Source organism: Kordiimonas lipolytica (genome assembly GCF_042651265.1).
In the GTDB taxonomy this organism is placed as follows: domain Bacteria; phylum Pseudomonadota; class Alphaproteobacteria; order Sphingomonadales; family Kordiimonadaceae; genus Kordiimonas; species Kordiimonas lipolytica.
The window spans coordinates 110,485-125,349 of sequence record NZ_JBHSCR010000036.1 but is presented as its reverse complement, the minus strand read 5'-3'; the positions used below and the strand labels follow the sequence as shown (position 1 = coordinate 125,349).

At 57.9% G+C, this 14,865-nt stretch carries 13 protein-coding genes; 9 read left to right on the top strand and 4 right to left on the bottom strand.

Annotation, left to right across the window (positions count from 1 at the left end; genetic code table 11):
• Positions 1-49 precede the first annotated feature (49 nt).
• From ACFO5Q_RS18700 to ACFO5Q_RS18660, 9 genes are all read left to right on the top strand, one after another.
• Positions 50-964: a flagellar motor protein MotB gene (locus ACFO5Q_RS18700; protein ID WP_068144343.1), complete on the top strand. Its 915-nt coding sequence runs from the start codon at positions 50-52 to the stop codon at positions 962-964.
• A 166-nt stretch (positions 965-1,130) separates the two neighbouring features.
• Positions 1,131-2,963 carry an SLC13 family permease gene (locus tag ACFO5Q_RS18695; protein ID WP_068144346.1) on the top strand — a complete coding sequence of 611 codons (1,833 nt, stop codon included), beginning with the start codon at positions 1,131-1,133 and terminating at the stop codon, positions 2,961-2,963.
• 18 nt (positions 2,964-2,981) lie between these two features.
• A complete protein-coding gene (locus tag ACFO5Q_RS18690) occupies positions 2,982-3,719 on the top strand; it encodes an arginyltransferase (RefSeq protein ID WP_068144347.1) in 738 nt (245 codons plus the stop codon).
• Between the two features lie 202 nt (positions 3,720-3,921).
• On the top strand, positions 3,922-5,037 hold the full coding sequence (locus tag ACFO5Q_RS18685; RefSeq protein ID WP_068144735.1) for a TRAP transporter substrate-binding protein: 1,116 nt from the start codon (positions 3,922-3,924) through the stop codon (positions 5,035-5,037).
• A 7-nt stretch (positions 5,038-5,044) separates the two neighbouring features.
• Positions 5,045-5,548, top strand: a complete 504-nt coding sequence (locus ACFO5Q_RS18680) for a TRAP transporter small permease subunit (protein ID WP_068144350.1) — start codon at positions 5,045-5,047, stop codon at positions 5,546-5,548.
• 3 nt (positions 5,549-5,551) lie between these two features.
• On the top strand, positions 5,552-7,138 hold the full coding sequence (locus ACFO5Q_RS18675; RefSeq protein WP_068144352.1) for a TRAP transporter large permease: 1,587 nt from the start codon (positions 5,552-5,554) through the stop codon (positions 7,136-7,138).
• Between the two features lie 18 nt (positions 7,139-7,156).
• Positions 7,157-7,597, top strand: coding sequence for a thioredoxin family protein (locus ACFO5Q_RS18670; protein ID WP_068144355.1), 441 nt, complete (start codon positions 7,157-7,159; stop codon positions 7,595-7,597).
• 99 nt (positions 7,598-7,696) lie between these two features.
• Positions 7,697-8,080, top strand: a complete 384-nt coding sequence (locus ACFO5Q_RS18665; RefSeq protein ID WP_068144358.1) for a VOC family protein — start codon at positions 7,697-7,699, stop codon at positions 8,078-8,080.
• 162 nt (positions 8,081-8,242) lie between these two features.
• Positions 8,243-9,781, top strand: coding sequence for a metallophosphoesterase (locus ACFO5Q_RS18660; protein WP_082719708.1), 1,539 nt, complete (start codon positions 8,243-8,245; stop codon positions 9,779-9,781).
• On the opposite strand, the gene ACFO5Q_RS18655 is transcribed toward ACFO5Q_RS18660, so the two are convergent.
• The 4 genes from ACFO5Q_RS18655 to recO form a co-directional block, all read right to left on the bottom strand.
• The gene (locus ACFO5Q_RS18655; protein ID WP_068144362.1) at positions 9,778-10,188 is read right to left on the bottom strand and encodes a nuclear transport factor 2 family protein; all 411 of its coding nucleotides are present in this window, start codon (positions 10,186-10,188) and stop codon (positions 9,778-9,780) included. The genes ACFO5Q_RS18660 and ACFO5Q_RS18655 overlap by 4 nt on opposite strands.
• A 71-nt stretch (positions 10,189-10,259) precedes the next feature.
• Positions 10,260-11,447 carry a glycosyltransferase 61 family protein gene (locus ACFO5Q_RS18650; protein ID WP_068144364.1) on the bottom strand — a complete coding sequence of 396 codons (1,188 nt, stop codon included), beginning with the start codon at positions 11,445-11,447 and terminating at the stop codon, positions 10,260-10,262.
• Positions 11,448-11,490: 43 nt separating this feature from the next.
• Positions 11,491-13,740, bottom strand: coding sequence for a DNA topoisomerase IV subunit A (gene parC, locus ACFO5Q_RS18645; protein WP_068144367.1), 2,250 nt, complete (start codon positions 13,738-13,740; stop codon positions 11,491-11,493).
• Positions 13,741-13,909: 169 nt separating this feature from the next.
• The gene (gene recO / locus ACFO5Q_RS18640; protein WP_068144371.1) at positions 13,910-14,668 is read right to left on the bottom strand and encodes a DNA repair protein RecO; all 759 of its coding nucleotides are present in this window, start codon (positions 14,666-14,668) and stop codon (positions 13,910-13,912) included.
• Between the last annotated feature and the right edge of the window lie 197 nt (positions 14,669-14,865).

Below are 14,865 nucleotides of genomic sequence, written 5' to 3'. Positions count from 1 at the left end.
ACTATCGTAGCAAGCGATTGAAGCACCCTAGTGCTGGTGGGAGACAAGAGTGGCAGACAACGACGAAGTAAGGCCGATTATCAAGAAGGTCAAAAAGGTGCAGGGAGGCGGACACCACGGTGGCGCCTGGAAGGTTGCCTATGCCGACTTTACGACCGCGATGATGGCCTTTTTCATGCTCTTGTGGCTTCTAAATGTGGCTCCGCCGGAAACCCTTGCGGGCCTTGCGGATTATTTTTCGCCAACCACAGCAGCAGTTTCGGGCCGAACCGGCTCTGACGCTGTCAATGCGCCGTCCAGCGATGCAGTCGGCAACAACCCATCTCCTGTCGTAGCTATCACCGTCCCCGGCCCGCCACAAAGCGGCCCGTCAGACGGCGACAAGCGCGGCCAGACCGAAGAAGGCGGCGGGGATCCGAACTTCCCGAATGATCGATCTGTGAACTTAAAGGCCCAGGAAGACGCGGCTTTCGCCCAGATGCAGGAACAGCTCAGGCTTGCCATGCAGCAGTCTCCTGACCTTGCGGACATGTCTGACCAGATCATCATGGAAATCACAGAAGATGGCATGAAGATCCAACTGCTGGACAAAGACCGTCGCGCCATGTTCAAAAGCGGCACGGACGAACTATACGATTTCGCCCGGAAGCTGCTGGCTGAAATTGGAAAGTCCATTCAAACCCTGCCAAACCGGGTGACAATCCAGGGTCATACAGACGGTGGCGCTTTTGTCGGCCCGAATGGCGAGACAAATTGGGAGCTTTCCGCAAACCGCGCCAATTCCGCCCGCCGCGTACTGGATAATTCCGGCGTAACGCAGGACCGCTTCTTTGAGGTTGTCGGCAAGGCGGGCACAGACCCCCTGTACCCGGACCAACCGAACCGCACAGAAAACCGCCGTATTACCGTTCTCGTGCTACGGGAAGCGCCGGTTGTGCCACCAAACCTGACTGGCCCCAACTAGAGGGGCCTCAGCCGACCTACCTACTGGACAACTCTTCCGGTAAACTTTCTATTATCTTTTGACTTGTCCATAGGTGGGCACGTCTGTAACACTCTTTTCTTTCAAAAGGGGGGCTGCCCATTGCCGGGCATCCAGTAACAATAGAGCATAGGTACTTGGTACTCTTATGGAATTAATTGAACCAACCATCCAGATGTGGCTGACGTTTGCCATCGTCCTAGGTGCGATTGTCGCCTATGCCTATGACCGTATCCCGCTTGAAATTTCCTCCATCGCGACAATTGCGATGCTGCTTTTCGTTTTCGAAGTCCTGCCGCTTGTGGACACGAGCGGCAGGTCCCTTGTTACCACACGTGATCTGTTGCAGGGCTTTGCTGACCCTGCCCTGATCACCATCATGGCACTTCTGGTAACGGGCCAGGGCCTGGTCCAGACCGGTGCTCTCAACAGCCCGGCGCGATTGATGGTCAGGTGGGGCAAGAATTATCCGGGCCTTGTTATCCTGGCCTGCCTGATTATCGTGATGCTGATTTCAGCAATCATGAACAATACGCCAGTTGTCGTGATCTTCATTCCGATCCTGGCGGCCCTTGCTGACCGCATGGGCAAAAAGTCCGCCATGGTTATGATGCCGCTCAGTTTTGCCGCCATCCTGGGCGGGAACATGACCAAGATCGGCTCATCGACCAACCTTCTTGCAATCGGCGCCTTTGAACAGACCGGTGGCGACACCATCGGCTTTTTCGATTTCACCGTTCCGGGGGCGGTTCTGGCCTCTGTCGGGTTCCTTTATGTCATCCTGATCGCGCCGCGCCTTCTGGTTGACCGCGCAAGCCTCGCCAAACGCATGGCCAGCGGCGGCGGCAAACAGTTCCTGTTCCAAATGGAGCTGACGCCCGACAACGGCCTTGTGGGCCAACGTGCCGTGGCTGGCATGTTCCCGGGACTCAAGGAAGTCACGGTGCGGATGATCCAGCGCGGCACGGAAAAGCTATTGCCGCCCTATGATGACATCACCCTTCAGACTGGTGACATCGTGCTGGTGGCCGCGACGCGCTCTGTCATGACGGAACTTCTGAACGCCTCCCCCGAACTGGTCTCCTCCGCCGAAGGCGAAGATGTGGACGACAAGGCGGGTGAACGGCGTGTCATCGCAGAAGCTGTGATCGCGCCGGCATCACGCATGGACGGACGGACGCTTGCCCAAACTGGTTTCCGTGCCGAAACCGGGTGTTCGGTACTTGGCGTGCAGCGTCGCAGCCGCATGATCCGTGCCGCCCTCTCCGCCCTCAGGCTGGAAGCTGGCGATGTGCTTCTGATCATGGGCAGCCGCACCAATGTTCTGGCCCTTCGCGACAACCGCGATGTGATGCTGATGGAAAGTTCCGCCAGCGATGTGCCGATGCAGGAATTCGCGTGGCGGGCGCTCGCCATCTTTGGCGCGGTTGTAGCGACTGCCGCTTTGGAGATTTTTCCGATTGTGGTTTCCGCGCTGATGGGTGCAACGCTGATGATGATCACCCGCTGCCTCAACGTCCGGCAGGCATCGCGGGCCATTGATCGCCGCGTTTTCACCATTGTCGGCGCGGCCCTCGCCCTTGGTACAGCCATGCAGGCCACAGGTGGTGCTTCCTGGCTGGCGCACACGATGATCGAAGCACTGATGGGCGCCCCTGTCTGGGTTATCCTTTCCGGCTTCTTCCTGCTGGTGGCGGTGCTGACCAATGTTCTCTCGAACAATGCGACCGCCGTCCTGTTTACGCCGATTGCGGTTTCCGTGGCGCACGAGTTGGGCGTTCCGGCCATGCCGTTCCTGCTGGCGGTTATCTTCGGCGCAAACTGCAGCTTCGCAACACCGATGAGCTATCAGACCAACCTTCTGGTCATGGCACCGGGCCATTACCGCTTCATCGACTTCATGCGCGTGGGCACACCACTAATTTTTGTGGTCTGGTTAACCTTTACGCTGTTTGTTCCATGGTATTATGACCTCCTGTAGAAAGGATGTCATGTTGCGATGACCGACCAAGGCCTTCAATTTCCAAAGTTTTATGTCACGGCACCCTCGCCGTGCCCCTACCTTGACGGCAAGACGGAACGTAAAGTTTTCACCGAACTCAGGGGGCCAGATGCCGCAGCGCTGAATGAAGCGCTTGGGCGCGTGGGGTTCCGCCGTAGCCAGTCAGTGGTGTATCGCCCTGCCTGCGAGGGATGCTCGGAATGCGTTTCCGTTCGTGTCCGGGCCAAAGACTTCCGCCTGTCGCGGTCACACCGCCGGGTCGCGCGAACCAATGCTGACCTCAAGTCCGAAATTCGCCCGCCCCTTGTGACCGACGAGCAATATGACCTGCTGCAGGCTTACCTGAACACCCGTCATTCGGACGGAACCATGGCGGACATGACAGCGGACGAATACCGCGACATGGTGGAAACCAGCCCCGTGCCGACAATCCTGATCGAATATCGCCGGGCGATCGACAACAAGCTGATGGCCGTGGCGCTGACAGACGAGCTGTCTGACGGTTATTCAATGATCTACAGCTTTTTCGACACGTCTGAGCCGAACCGCAGCCTGGGCACGCATCTGATCCTGGATCATATCAACCGGGCGCGAGCTGCGAATCACCCCCATGTCTATCTGGGCTACTGGGTGAAAAACAGCCCGAAAATGAACTATAAGGGACGCTTCAGGCCGCTTGAGCGCCTGGGCCAGAACGGCTGGTATGAGCTGGCCGACGACGAGCTTGAAAAATAAGCCTCTTTTCCCTGTCCTCCCAATGATTTGACCACCAACTGGGCTTGCCCTCCATGGCGGGCGCTCTATACTGACCGCCGGCGCCCAACCAATGGTCGCCAGGGATTTTTGTAAGGGGGAGTTTCTCGTGCGTTTCGGTGCCAAAAACCAGCCAGCAAAAGGCAAAACAAAGAACACGGCTTCGACCAGCAGCGACACAGTGCTGAACCGCCGCAATCTGTTGCGCGGCGCGGGCCTTGTGGGCGCAGCCGCCGTGGTGGCGGCCTGCGACAGTGGCCCGCAACCAGGCGCAGGCGGTGCCCCCGCCATCGTCAGCAAACAGCGCCAGCTCAAGATGGTGACAAGCTGGCCAAAGAACTTCCCGGGCCTCGGCACCGGTGCCGAGCGCCTGGCCAAGCGCATTGAGGCGCTGTCGGGCGGCAGCATCAAGGTCAAGGTCTATGCGGCCGGTGAACTTGTCGGTGCGCTGGGCGGCTTCGACGCCGTTAGCCAGGGCAAAGCGGATATGTATCATGCTGCCGAATATTATTGGCAAGGCAAATCCCCGGCCTTCAACTTCTTCGCTGCGGTCCCCATGGGGATGACTGCCTCTGAGATGAACGCCTGGGTGCGTTTCGAAGGCGGCCAGGAACTGTGGGACGAACTCTCGGGCAGCTTTGGCATCAAACCGTTCCTCGCAGGTAACACAGGCGTCCAGATGGGCGGCTGGTTCCAGAAAGACATCAACAGCCTCGAAGATTTCCAGGGCCTTCGGATTCGCATGCCTGGGCTTGGCGGCGAGGTGCTCAAACGCGTGGGCGCCACGCCTGTCACCAAACAGGGCGGTGAAATTTTCCAGGCACTCAGCCAGGGCAATATCGACGCAACAGAGTGGATCGGCCCATGGAACGACCTTGCGTTCGGCTTCCATTCCATTGTGAAAAACTATTACTACCCAGGCATTCACGAGCCTGGCACGACACTCTCACTCGGCCTGAACAAGGAACTGTGGGAAGACATGACCCCGCAAGAGCAGGAAATCATCCGCGCGGCCAGCGCCGCCGAAAATGACATCATGTATTCCGAATTCACTGCCGGCAACGCCCGGGCGCTCGAAACGCTGATCAACGACCACGGTGTGAAGCTGAAGCGCTTCAGCGATGATATCCTTCGGGAGCTGGGCGCGATTTCCGCAACCGTGCTGGCAGACGCCGCCAAGGCTGATGCCATCACTGCCCGCGTCTATGAAAGCTTTGAGACAGCGCGCAAGAGCGGTATCCGCTGGGGTGCAATTTCGGAGCAGGCCTTTGCCCACGCCCGCAGCCTGATTGAGGAATAGTTCCGCAATGACGGCCAGGCTTGTTGCTGCGCTTGACGCATTCCAGGAAAAGAGCGGCCATGTGCTTGCGGTCCTGCCGCTGGCGCTTGTGCTTATTCAGTTTGCTGTGGTGCTGATGGTCTATGTATTCGCGACCGGCAGCATTCAGCTTCAGGAAAGCCTGCAATATATCAACGCCATGATGTTCCTGGGCGGCGCAGGTTATACCGCCGTCAAGGACGGTCATGTGCGCGTGGATATCTTCTATAGTCGTATGAGCGAACGCGGCCAGGCCATTGTCAACTTCTGCGGCACCCTGTTCCTCTTGGTACCGTTTCTTGTGCTGTTCTGGATCTCGGCCCTGCCTTATGTGATGGACAGCTGGGCCATCAAGGAAACCAGCGTTGAGGCCTCAGGCCTGCCGTTCGTCTATATCCTCAAGTCGACACTACTGTTGTTCGCGCTGACGCTTTCGCTGCATGCGGTTGCCGACCTGATGCGCTTCGGCGGCAAACTGGCGCGAAAGGACTAAGCCATGGATATGTCTGTTGTCCTTACCGCATCCATGTTTCTGGTCCTTGTCGGCCTTTTGATCTCTGGCTTCCCAGTTGCTTTCACCCTTGGGGGCACGGGGCTTCTCTTTGGCCTGATCGGCATCGGCACAGGCGCGCTGGATGCCACGTTCCTCGAAATCCTGCCCAACCGCCTGTTTGGCAATGTGGTGCGGAACGAGCTTTTGTTCGCCGTGCCGCTTTTTGTCGCCATGGGCGTGATGCTGGAAAAATCCAATGTTGCTGAAGACTTGCTCGAGAACATGGGGCGGCTGTTCGGCCCCTTGCGCGGTGGCCTGGGGATTTCCGTGACCATTGTAGGGGCGCTTCTGGCGGCTTCCACTGGCATCGTGGGCGCGACGGTCGTGACCATGGGCCTCTTGAGCCTGCCAACCATGCTGAAGCGCGGCTATAACCCGTCGCTCGCCACAGGGTCTATCGCCGCCGCCGGTACGCTTGGGCAAATCATTCCGCCGTCCATCGTGCTGATCCTTCTCGCCGACGTGCTCTCAAGCGCCTGGCAGCAGGCACAGCTTAATCAGGGGATATTCTCCCCCACGCCCATGAGCGCAGGCGAGCTGTTCGCTGGCGCCCTGGTGCCAGGGCTGATGCTGGTCGGGCTCTATATCCTGTATCAGGTCTTTATTGCCATTGTCAGGCCGTCCGCCAGCCCTGCCATTCCGGCCAAAGAAGGCGAAAAGCTGGATGCGGGCTTTTACGGCCGCCTGTTGCTGGCGCTTCTGCCGCCTCTTATCCTAATTGTGGCCGTGCTGGGGTCCATCCTGACAGGCATCGCTACGCCGACCGAGGCAGCATCCGTTGGCGCGATTGGCGCGATCCTTCTGGGGGCTGCACGGCTGCAGGCCCGAATGCGCATGATCGTGATCGCCACGCTGATCGCCCTTCTTGGGCTGCTTGCCATCGCGAATTATGCTGACCTCCGTATGGCGCGCGAGGTGGTGCCAACGGCCGACAAGGTTGCCTATTATCTTGCGATTGTGCTGACGCTGGTGTTCACCGCAGGCCTGTGCGCCGCGCTCCTGCGCACCCACAAGACCGGTGTGCTCGGCGAAGTGATGCGCTCCACCGTTCGTATCACCAGCATGATCTATGGTATCCTCATCGGTGCCGCGCTCTTCTCGCTGGTGTTCCGGGGCCTTGGCGGGGACGAAATCATCGAGAACATGCTGCACGGCCTGCCAGGCGGCCAGTTTACCGCCATCCTTCTCGTGATGGTGCTGATGTTCGTTCTAGGCTTCTTCCTTGATTTCATCGAAATCACCTTTGTCGTTGTGCCTGTCGTCGCCCCTGCACTGTTGGCCATGGACGGCACCTATGGCCCGATCTGGCTTGGTGTTCTGATGGCAATGAACCTGCAGACCAGCTTCCTCACGCCGCCCTTCGGCTTTGCGCTCTTTTACCTGCGCGGCGTTGTACCTGAAAGCGTGCCGACAACCGCCATATACAGGGGCGTTATTCCCTTCGTGATCATCCAGGTATTGGCGCTGATTGTAATCGCGTTCGAGCCTGAAATCGTTACCTGGCTTCCCAACAAGCTGTTCGGCGGCTAACCCTGATAGGCATCTCTTATGAAAGCGAAACTCAACAAGCTTTGGGCCATGTTAGGCGTCACTGGCGTTATCGCCGTCATTCTTGGCAGCGCGCTCATCTACATGAACCTGCGGTCCGCTGACCCGATCCTGCCAGGCTGGGAAGAATACAGCCCTGCGCGTTTCGAAGAACTGATGGCCAGCGGTGAGCCGGTACTGGTGGAAATCTACGCCAGCTGGTGTCCAACATGCCTGTTGCAGCACCGCGCTTTCGAAGAACTTCATGAAACAGGCCGCGCACCAGAAATCCGTGCCGTCAGGGTCGATTTCGACCGCGATACCAGCTTCATCCAGGCGCACGGATATCAGGGCACCGGTATGCTCGTGCTGTTCAAGAACGGTCGGGAAGTCGCCCGCGAGGCCGGACTGGTCAGCGGGGACAAGATCCTCGGCTTCCTCACGGCAAATGGTATCAACTGACACCGCACGCCGCCGAAAGCCTGCTATTCGTTTTTGAAGCTACCGACCGCGCTACCCCGCCCTATATCAAGCCTATCGATATATGTGAGGGACAAGACAATGATCGGATATTCAACTGTTGGCACAAACGATATGGCGCGGGCTGCTGCCTTCTATGACGCCCTTTTTGCTGAAATGGGCGTGGACGCACGCGCGTGGGACAGTGACGGTTTCAAAGGCTGGTCCGCAGGCGGCCCCATGTTCTGCATTGCCAAGCCGGATGACGGCAACGGCGCAACCGTCGGCAACGGTGTGATGATCGCCATCGCAGCGCCAGACCGGGAAACCGTTGACAAAATGTATGCCAAGGCGATTGAGCTTGGTGCGACATGTGAAGGCACCCCCGGTCCACGACCGCGCGACAATGATGACAGCCCATTTTACGCGGGATACTTCCGGGACCTGGACGGCAATAAACTGAATTTCTTCCACTTCCGGCGCTAACAGCCGGATACTGGAAAAACACGAGTGAAGGGCGCTGGTTGCGCCCTTTTTCTTGAAAAACAAACAAAAGCTTTAATATATATGCTTATTGGTGTATTTCCAGATCATCACTTGTCTGTTCCCAGTCCCTGATCATCACACCATTTTTCGGGAATATACCACATGACCATCCGCGCCCTTTCTGCCGCCTTTATTCTCTCCACGTCCATTGCAGCTCCTGCCAGTGGCCAAATAGGGCCATCACCATTGAGCGCCCCTGACGGCAGCGTCATGGCAGCCTGGACCCAGATTACTGGTAACGGCTCCAAACAGGGAGACCTGACCGGCCTGGTTCGGGTTGCACTGGCAGGCACCGGTGGCCAGACAGCCTGCGACAGTTATAGCCTTCAGGTCTTCGGCGATGCCACTGCCCCCATACCCGCCTTGAAGGCCCGACAAAACGATGTCCCAAGCAAGTTCCCCGTGACGGTATGTGAGGCCCCGGTTGACCCTAAATGGAACACCATCGCCCTGACCACCGGCGGGAAGAAGGCGCCCTTGTGGCTGCCTGATGGCGCTGCTGGCCCATATGTATCATTCCCTACCTTGCACGCCGTAGGCCGCAGGAACGGTGGACAGATACAGATGGTAACTGTGGGCGACACCGGCTGCCGCGATAACAGCCAGCAGTCCTGCACCTCCAGCGCCACTTGGCCGTTTGGAACGCTGTCGGACGCCGCCGCTGCCCAAACACCAGACTTTGTCCTGCATGTGGGGGATTACCGTTACAGCCACAAAGGCCACAGCGACAGCTGGAAATATTGGTATGAGGAATTCTTCTATCCTGCCCGCAACCTGTTGCTGACAAGCCCCTGGGTGATGGTGCGCGGCAACCATGAAGCCTGCGGGTATGACAACCCCACACCCGTTGACGCCCCCTGGGGGACCGGCTGGTTCTACTTCCTGCAGCACCATGACGCGGCAAACTCCTTGTCCTGCCCCGCCGACAGCACAGAATCCACGCCTGACCCGACCGCGTATCAGCCACCTTGGTACTTTGATGTTGGTGTTATTGGGGGTGGCACCTTGAGGGCACCGCACCGCATCATCGTGATGGACAGCTCAACCGACACGCCTTCATCCAAGCAGGTGGCCAATTTCACGACCATGCTGGGCGATACCGCCGCTACCAACAGCGCCTGGTGGACCGGGCACCGCCCCATCTGGGGCATCAACCCCTATTCCCCGGTTTCAGCGCTGGAGGCCAATCTGGAACAAGACCTAACGGCTGCGCTTAAGTCCTTCAGCCAGGGCACGCCATGCTGGGCAGACAGCAACCTGCCCTGTTCGCTCAGAACCATGATCGCCGGGCACATCCATAACCTGGAACGTGTGCTGTTTTTCGGCACCGGGTCAAAATCCCAATCATGGATCAGGCCCATGCAATATGTTTCCGGAAACAGCGGGGTGGTGCTGACACCGCCAATGCAGGCAAGCCCCTGCGCCTTTAAAGTGCCGCAATATTCGCCGTCAACCTTTGGCCCAAACCTGGCTGCAACGGTTGACTGGCAAAATGCTTTCGGCTTCACCTTGTGGGAACGGGATCCCCTTACGCAGGAGCTTTCCGGCTGGAAAGAAACGCGCTATCTGCTCGACGGCGGCACGGTTGTTCCGTCTAGCCCACCAAGTATCACAGGCACCGTGACGTCGCCTACCTGTTAGGCGGCACTGCCGGCCATTGCTTTTTCCAGCATGGCCTTCATCATTTCATGGAGCTTGTTAACGGCCTTGAGCGGCCGGACCATGACCTTGAATTCGGTGATTTTACCGTCATCGTTCCAAGTGATCATGTCGATCCCGTCAATCTGGATACCGTCGATCTGTGTGTTGAACTCCAGCACCGCGCCGTTGTCGGTCAGATATTCGCCTACATATTTGAAGTCATCGTTTCCAAGCACCTTACCCGCGGCAGATAGATACATGAAGGTGATGGCCTTACCTACTTGCGGCGTGTGCACCACAGGCGAATGAAACACCACCTCGTCAGCCAGCATGTCGCTGAGCGCTTTCTCATCCTCGTCTGCAACGAAGTCATACCACACCCGCAAGTTCTGTCTGATTTGTTCCATGATCATTCCCCCTTCTGGTCTCTGGCAGTCTTATCCTTTGAGTTAATCCGAAAGCCTGCTCGGTCAATCGATCAGCCCAGAATTCTTCTCGCCAGCCCACAAAGGCCACGGCGCTTTGCGATGGCTGTCTTCAGGCGCTCGTTCTCTAGTGTATTTTCATGAAGGCGGCTGACTAGGAAGGCCACAAGCTCATCAGTATTGTCCACGTCCCGTATCTGATCCCTTAGATGAAGGGCTGCATATGACTGTAGATCAGCAATCATGTCAGGCTGTTCCGTCATTCGGGCGTCTTCGCGCAGAAATCGGTGATGCTTGAGGAAGTCGATCAAGCGGTCCAGCGGCACATAGCGAAGTCCCAAAGGCCTCTGTCGCCCGTCCCTTGTCGGGGATGCCACATGGCTGGTATCGTCAAACACCTCCAGTTCCCTGCATTTTGCTTCAATTGAATTGACGACAGCCTTTGCGTCCCGGGCCTTCCAGTCCGTCCGGCGAGCCCTTGAAATCAAAGCAACACGCGCGTCCGTGCGCGGCAGCAGGTCGAATAAATGGCAGGCGCTTCCATCAGACATTACGATTTCTTCCGCCTGCAGGAAAGTTGCAAGCTGACTGCGGAGGTCATGCTTTTCCGGCCTGAACGGCACATAGCCTTCCCCCTCAAGAAAGCGCTCGAAATCAGCCTCCCCCAGGAACCGGCGGTCTGGCAGGTGGCCCCTCAGGACAGCGAAGCGCCTTTCTGTTTCCAGATCATCCAGCCGGTTTTCCTGCGCGAGGCTTCCGAGGAACGCTTCATACTGCGGGTGCGGCGTCTCACCGATCGATTTGCCCTGCTCTGCGATTACAAGCCGCTCAATGATGCAGGGACTATCCACAACTTGCCACTTGCTAACACCGAAGTAAGCCATGCAGTCACGAAATACCTGCGGCACATGCTTTTTGCCGACAAATAAGACGGTGGCGTTTTCCAGGCCAGGCTCTCGCAGGACCCAAAGCCGGTGGACGAACTCGGCGATCAGGTGCCCGAAATGCCAGTGCAGCACGCCGCCATAAACAAAGGTATCGCCAGGCGCAGGTTTCAAGCGAGGCGCCCCCACCAGGTCTGCTTGAACCGCTTGGTCTTTACTAAGCTTGCCCCTGCGCCGATGGCGAAAGATGGCCGGCAATTGCTCCGGTGTGGCAAAGCCGCCGCGCAGATATGGCAGAAGTTTTTCGAATGGCACGAGCCCGACATCGTCGAACTCGCGGAACTTTAAAGCACGCATCGTTTCCCCCATTAAACGACTGGCTTGTATGTGAGGCGTTACCTTATCGGAACTTATTGCTCCGTGGGAAGCCCATTGGTGGCAGGCGGCCGGCATTACCACGTTTGCCTGTCCATGGTGCGAGCTCTGTTTCCGTACGCCAGCGGTCGCTGTTGCCACCCATTGGCCAGGTCAGGCCCTCTTCCTTGTGGAAGATCATCACGTCAGCCATGCCGCCATCCTTGTAACGCTGCAGCGTCACACCCTGCCCGCGCGCAAGTGTCGGTACTTCCTCGACATCAAATACCAGCAGCTTGCGATTTTCGCCGATTACGGCGACGCTGTCTCCGTCTACCGGAATACAGTGGGTGCCCACCGTGTCGCCCTTGACGTTCAGCAGCTGCTTGCCGCCTTTTTTCATGGCCACGGCGTTATCGGCTTCAGCAATGAAGCCCTTGCCGATGGAGGAAGCAACAAACAGCTTGCCACCAGGCTGATACGGCAGGATGGAGACAATCTCGTCATTGGCTTCCATATCCACCATCAGGCGCACGGGTTCACCGTTGCCGCGCCCACCCGGCAGCTTGTCAGCCCCCAGCGTGAATATCTTGCCGTTGGTGGCAAACAGGAAGATCTTGTCAGTCGTCTGAGCATGGAAGCGGAACCGCTCCTCATCGCCTTCCTTGTATTTCAGCTCTTCCTCTGGCTTCACATGGCCCTTGAGCGCCCTGATCCAACCGCGCTTGGAGCAGACAACCGTGATCGGTTCTTTCTCGATCATGGCTTCAAGCGGTACGACCTCTGCCACCGGCGCATCGCCAAAGCGGGTCCGGCGCTTGCCAAGGTCTGTTTCGGGACCGAAACGCTCTTTGATATCGCTGAGTTTGTCGCCAACCGCGATCCACTGGAGCTCTTCGCTGCCCAGCAGGGCCAGGATCTTGGATTTTTCTTCCTCAAGCTTGGCGTGCTCGGTGCGGATTTCCATTTCCTCGAGCTTCCTGAGCGCCCGCAGGCGCATGTTCAGGATGGCTTCGGCCTGGTTATCCGTCAGCTTGAAGGTGCTCATCAGGCTTGCCTTGGCGTCATCCTCTTCCCGGATGATGCGGATCACTTCATCCAGATTGAGGTAGGCAATCAGATAGCCGGAGAGGATTTCCAAGCGGCGCTCGATCTTCTCAAGCCGGAAGCGGTTGCGCCTCAAGAGCACGTCGATCTGGTGATCGAGGAAACTGTCCAGTATTTCCTTGAGCGACTGAACGCGCGGACGGTTGTCGAGCCCGATCACATTCATATTGAGCGAGAAGCGCGTTTCAAGCTCGGTGAACTTGAACAGGCTCTCCATCAGAACCTTCTCGTCCACCGTGCGGTTCTTGGGCTCCAGTACGATGCGCAGGTCTTCGGCGGATTCGTCGCGAACGTCTGTCAGGATCGGCAGCTTTTTGTCGCCGATCAGCTCTGCGATCTTTTCAATCAGCTTGGATTTCTGCACCTGATACGGAATTTCCGTGATCACGATGTTATAGAGGCCGCGCGGCAGTTCTTCCTTTTCCCAGCGGGCGCGAACCCGCAGGCTGCCCCGGCCGGTCTCGTAAGCGTGCAGGATGGTTTCCCGGTTCTCGACCACCTGGCCGCCAGTTGGAAAATCCGGGCCTGGAATACGGTCAAGAAGGTCAGATACCGTCACTTCGCGGGCCGGATTGCGGCGCGCTTCAATAAGAAGCTGCAGCCCGTCAACCAATTCGCCCACATTATGCGGCGGGATATTGGTGGCCATACCCACGGCAATACCGGATGAGCCGTTCGCCAAGAGGTTCGGGAAACTGCCCGGGAAGACGATCGGTTCTTCGTCTTCGCCATCATAGGTTTCGCGGAAGTCGACTGCGTCTTCTTCCAGCCCTTCCATCAGAACGGCGGCGACTTCGGTCAGACGGGCTTCGGTGTACCGCATCGCCGCCGCGTTATCGCCGTCAATGTTGCCGAAGTTGCCCTGCCCGTCCACCAGCGGGAAGCGCACGGAAAAGTCCTGCGCCAGACGCACCATGGCATCATAGACCGCCTGGTCGCCGTGCGGGTGGTATTTACCGATCACGTCACCAACCACGCGGGCACATTTCTTGTAACCGGTCTTTGGGTCCAGCTTCAGAAGCCGCATGGCATAGAGAAGCCGCCTGTGCACGGGCTTAAGGCCATCGCGCACGTCCGGCAGCGACCGGGACATGATGGTGGAAAGGGCGTATGCGAGGTAGCGTTCGCTCAATGCATCTGCGAACGGGGCCTCGATGATATTCTCTGTGAACTCAGGATTTGTCGTCATGGGCACGACTATATCAAGCACATCGCGCGTTTCCACAAGATATTGTGGTTATCCACAGCAAAATTTGACGATGGTGATATGACTGTCATGCTGAACTTGTTTCAGCATCCATAAAATGCCTGGCGCCGCAGTGCCTAGTGCAACTGACGCTATGGACCCTGAACCAAGTTCAGGGTGACGATTGAGAGACGGCCAAGCGGCTAAGCGTTGATAGGAACCGGTCACGCGCGGGCGGCATGCCCTTGCCGCTGACGACCCAGACAAAGCGATCAAGGAAGTATCCGGTGGTCCTGAGCGCGTCGAGCGCGTCGTGCATGCTGGCGTCTGCAAGCTGGCCTTCGGTCATGAAGGCAGGCAGTGGCAGCAGCTTGCCTTTATAGGGCCCGCCTGCCTCCAGGCTGACCGCCCGCCCGGTTTTGGGCGAGACATAGCGCAGGTTTTCCGTGGTGCCGGTACCTGCGCACTGGGAAAGGTCAAGCCCATAGCCGAGTTCCTTCAGGATCGCGAGCTCAAGCTTCGCCAGCGCCCCGGCCCACAGCGCGATATCGCCGTCAGATTCTTCCAGAAGCGCAACAACAGCTTCAAGTCGTTCGAACAAGCCTTCATGGGGTTCGCGTTCCGGCATGGTGCTGGCCACCACGGCGGTAATGGCGGAAAGCGCGGAGATGCGGTTGCCGTCGCCCATCATGAGGCCCAAGGGGCTGTGGATCAGCTCGTGCGTGAAACGGCCCAGGTTGGTCTCCAGCCGCGCGCGCCAGGAAACGGAAAGGCGGTTGCCCACCTGCAGGTTGGCTTTGTTCCGGCGGCTCATCCCCGCCTTCACATAGCCGCGCGCACGACCGTGGGAGCGGGTCATCAACTCCAGAAGCGCGTCATGCTCGCCAAAGCGGTTTGCCGAAAGAACAATACCTTCATCCTGCCATTCCACGCGATGCCTCTATATCGAACTAGTTTCTGTTAAGTCTACCCCACATTTTGGGCATTTCGTCGGCGGGAATACACGGCTGGTAATTCTATTGTAAGTCATTGGCCGACAACTGCATGCTCTACACCGCCAAGTCATGTAATTGATGTTGCCCACCATCATTACAAGAAACAGGGGCACAAAAGCCGACATTTTTAGAT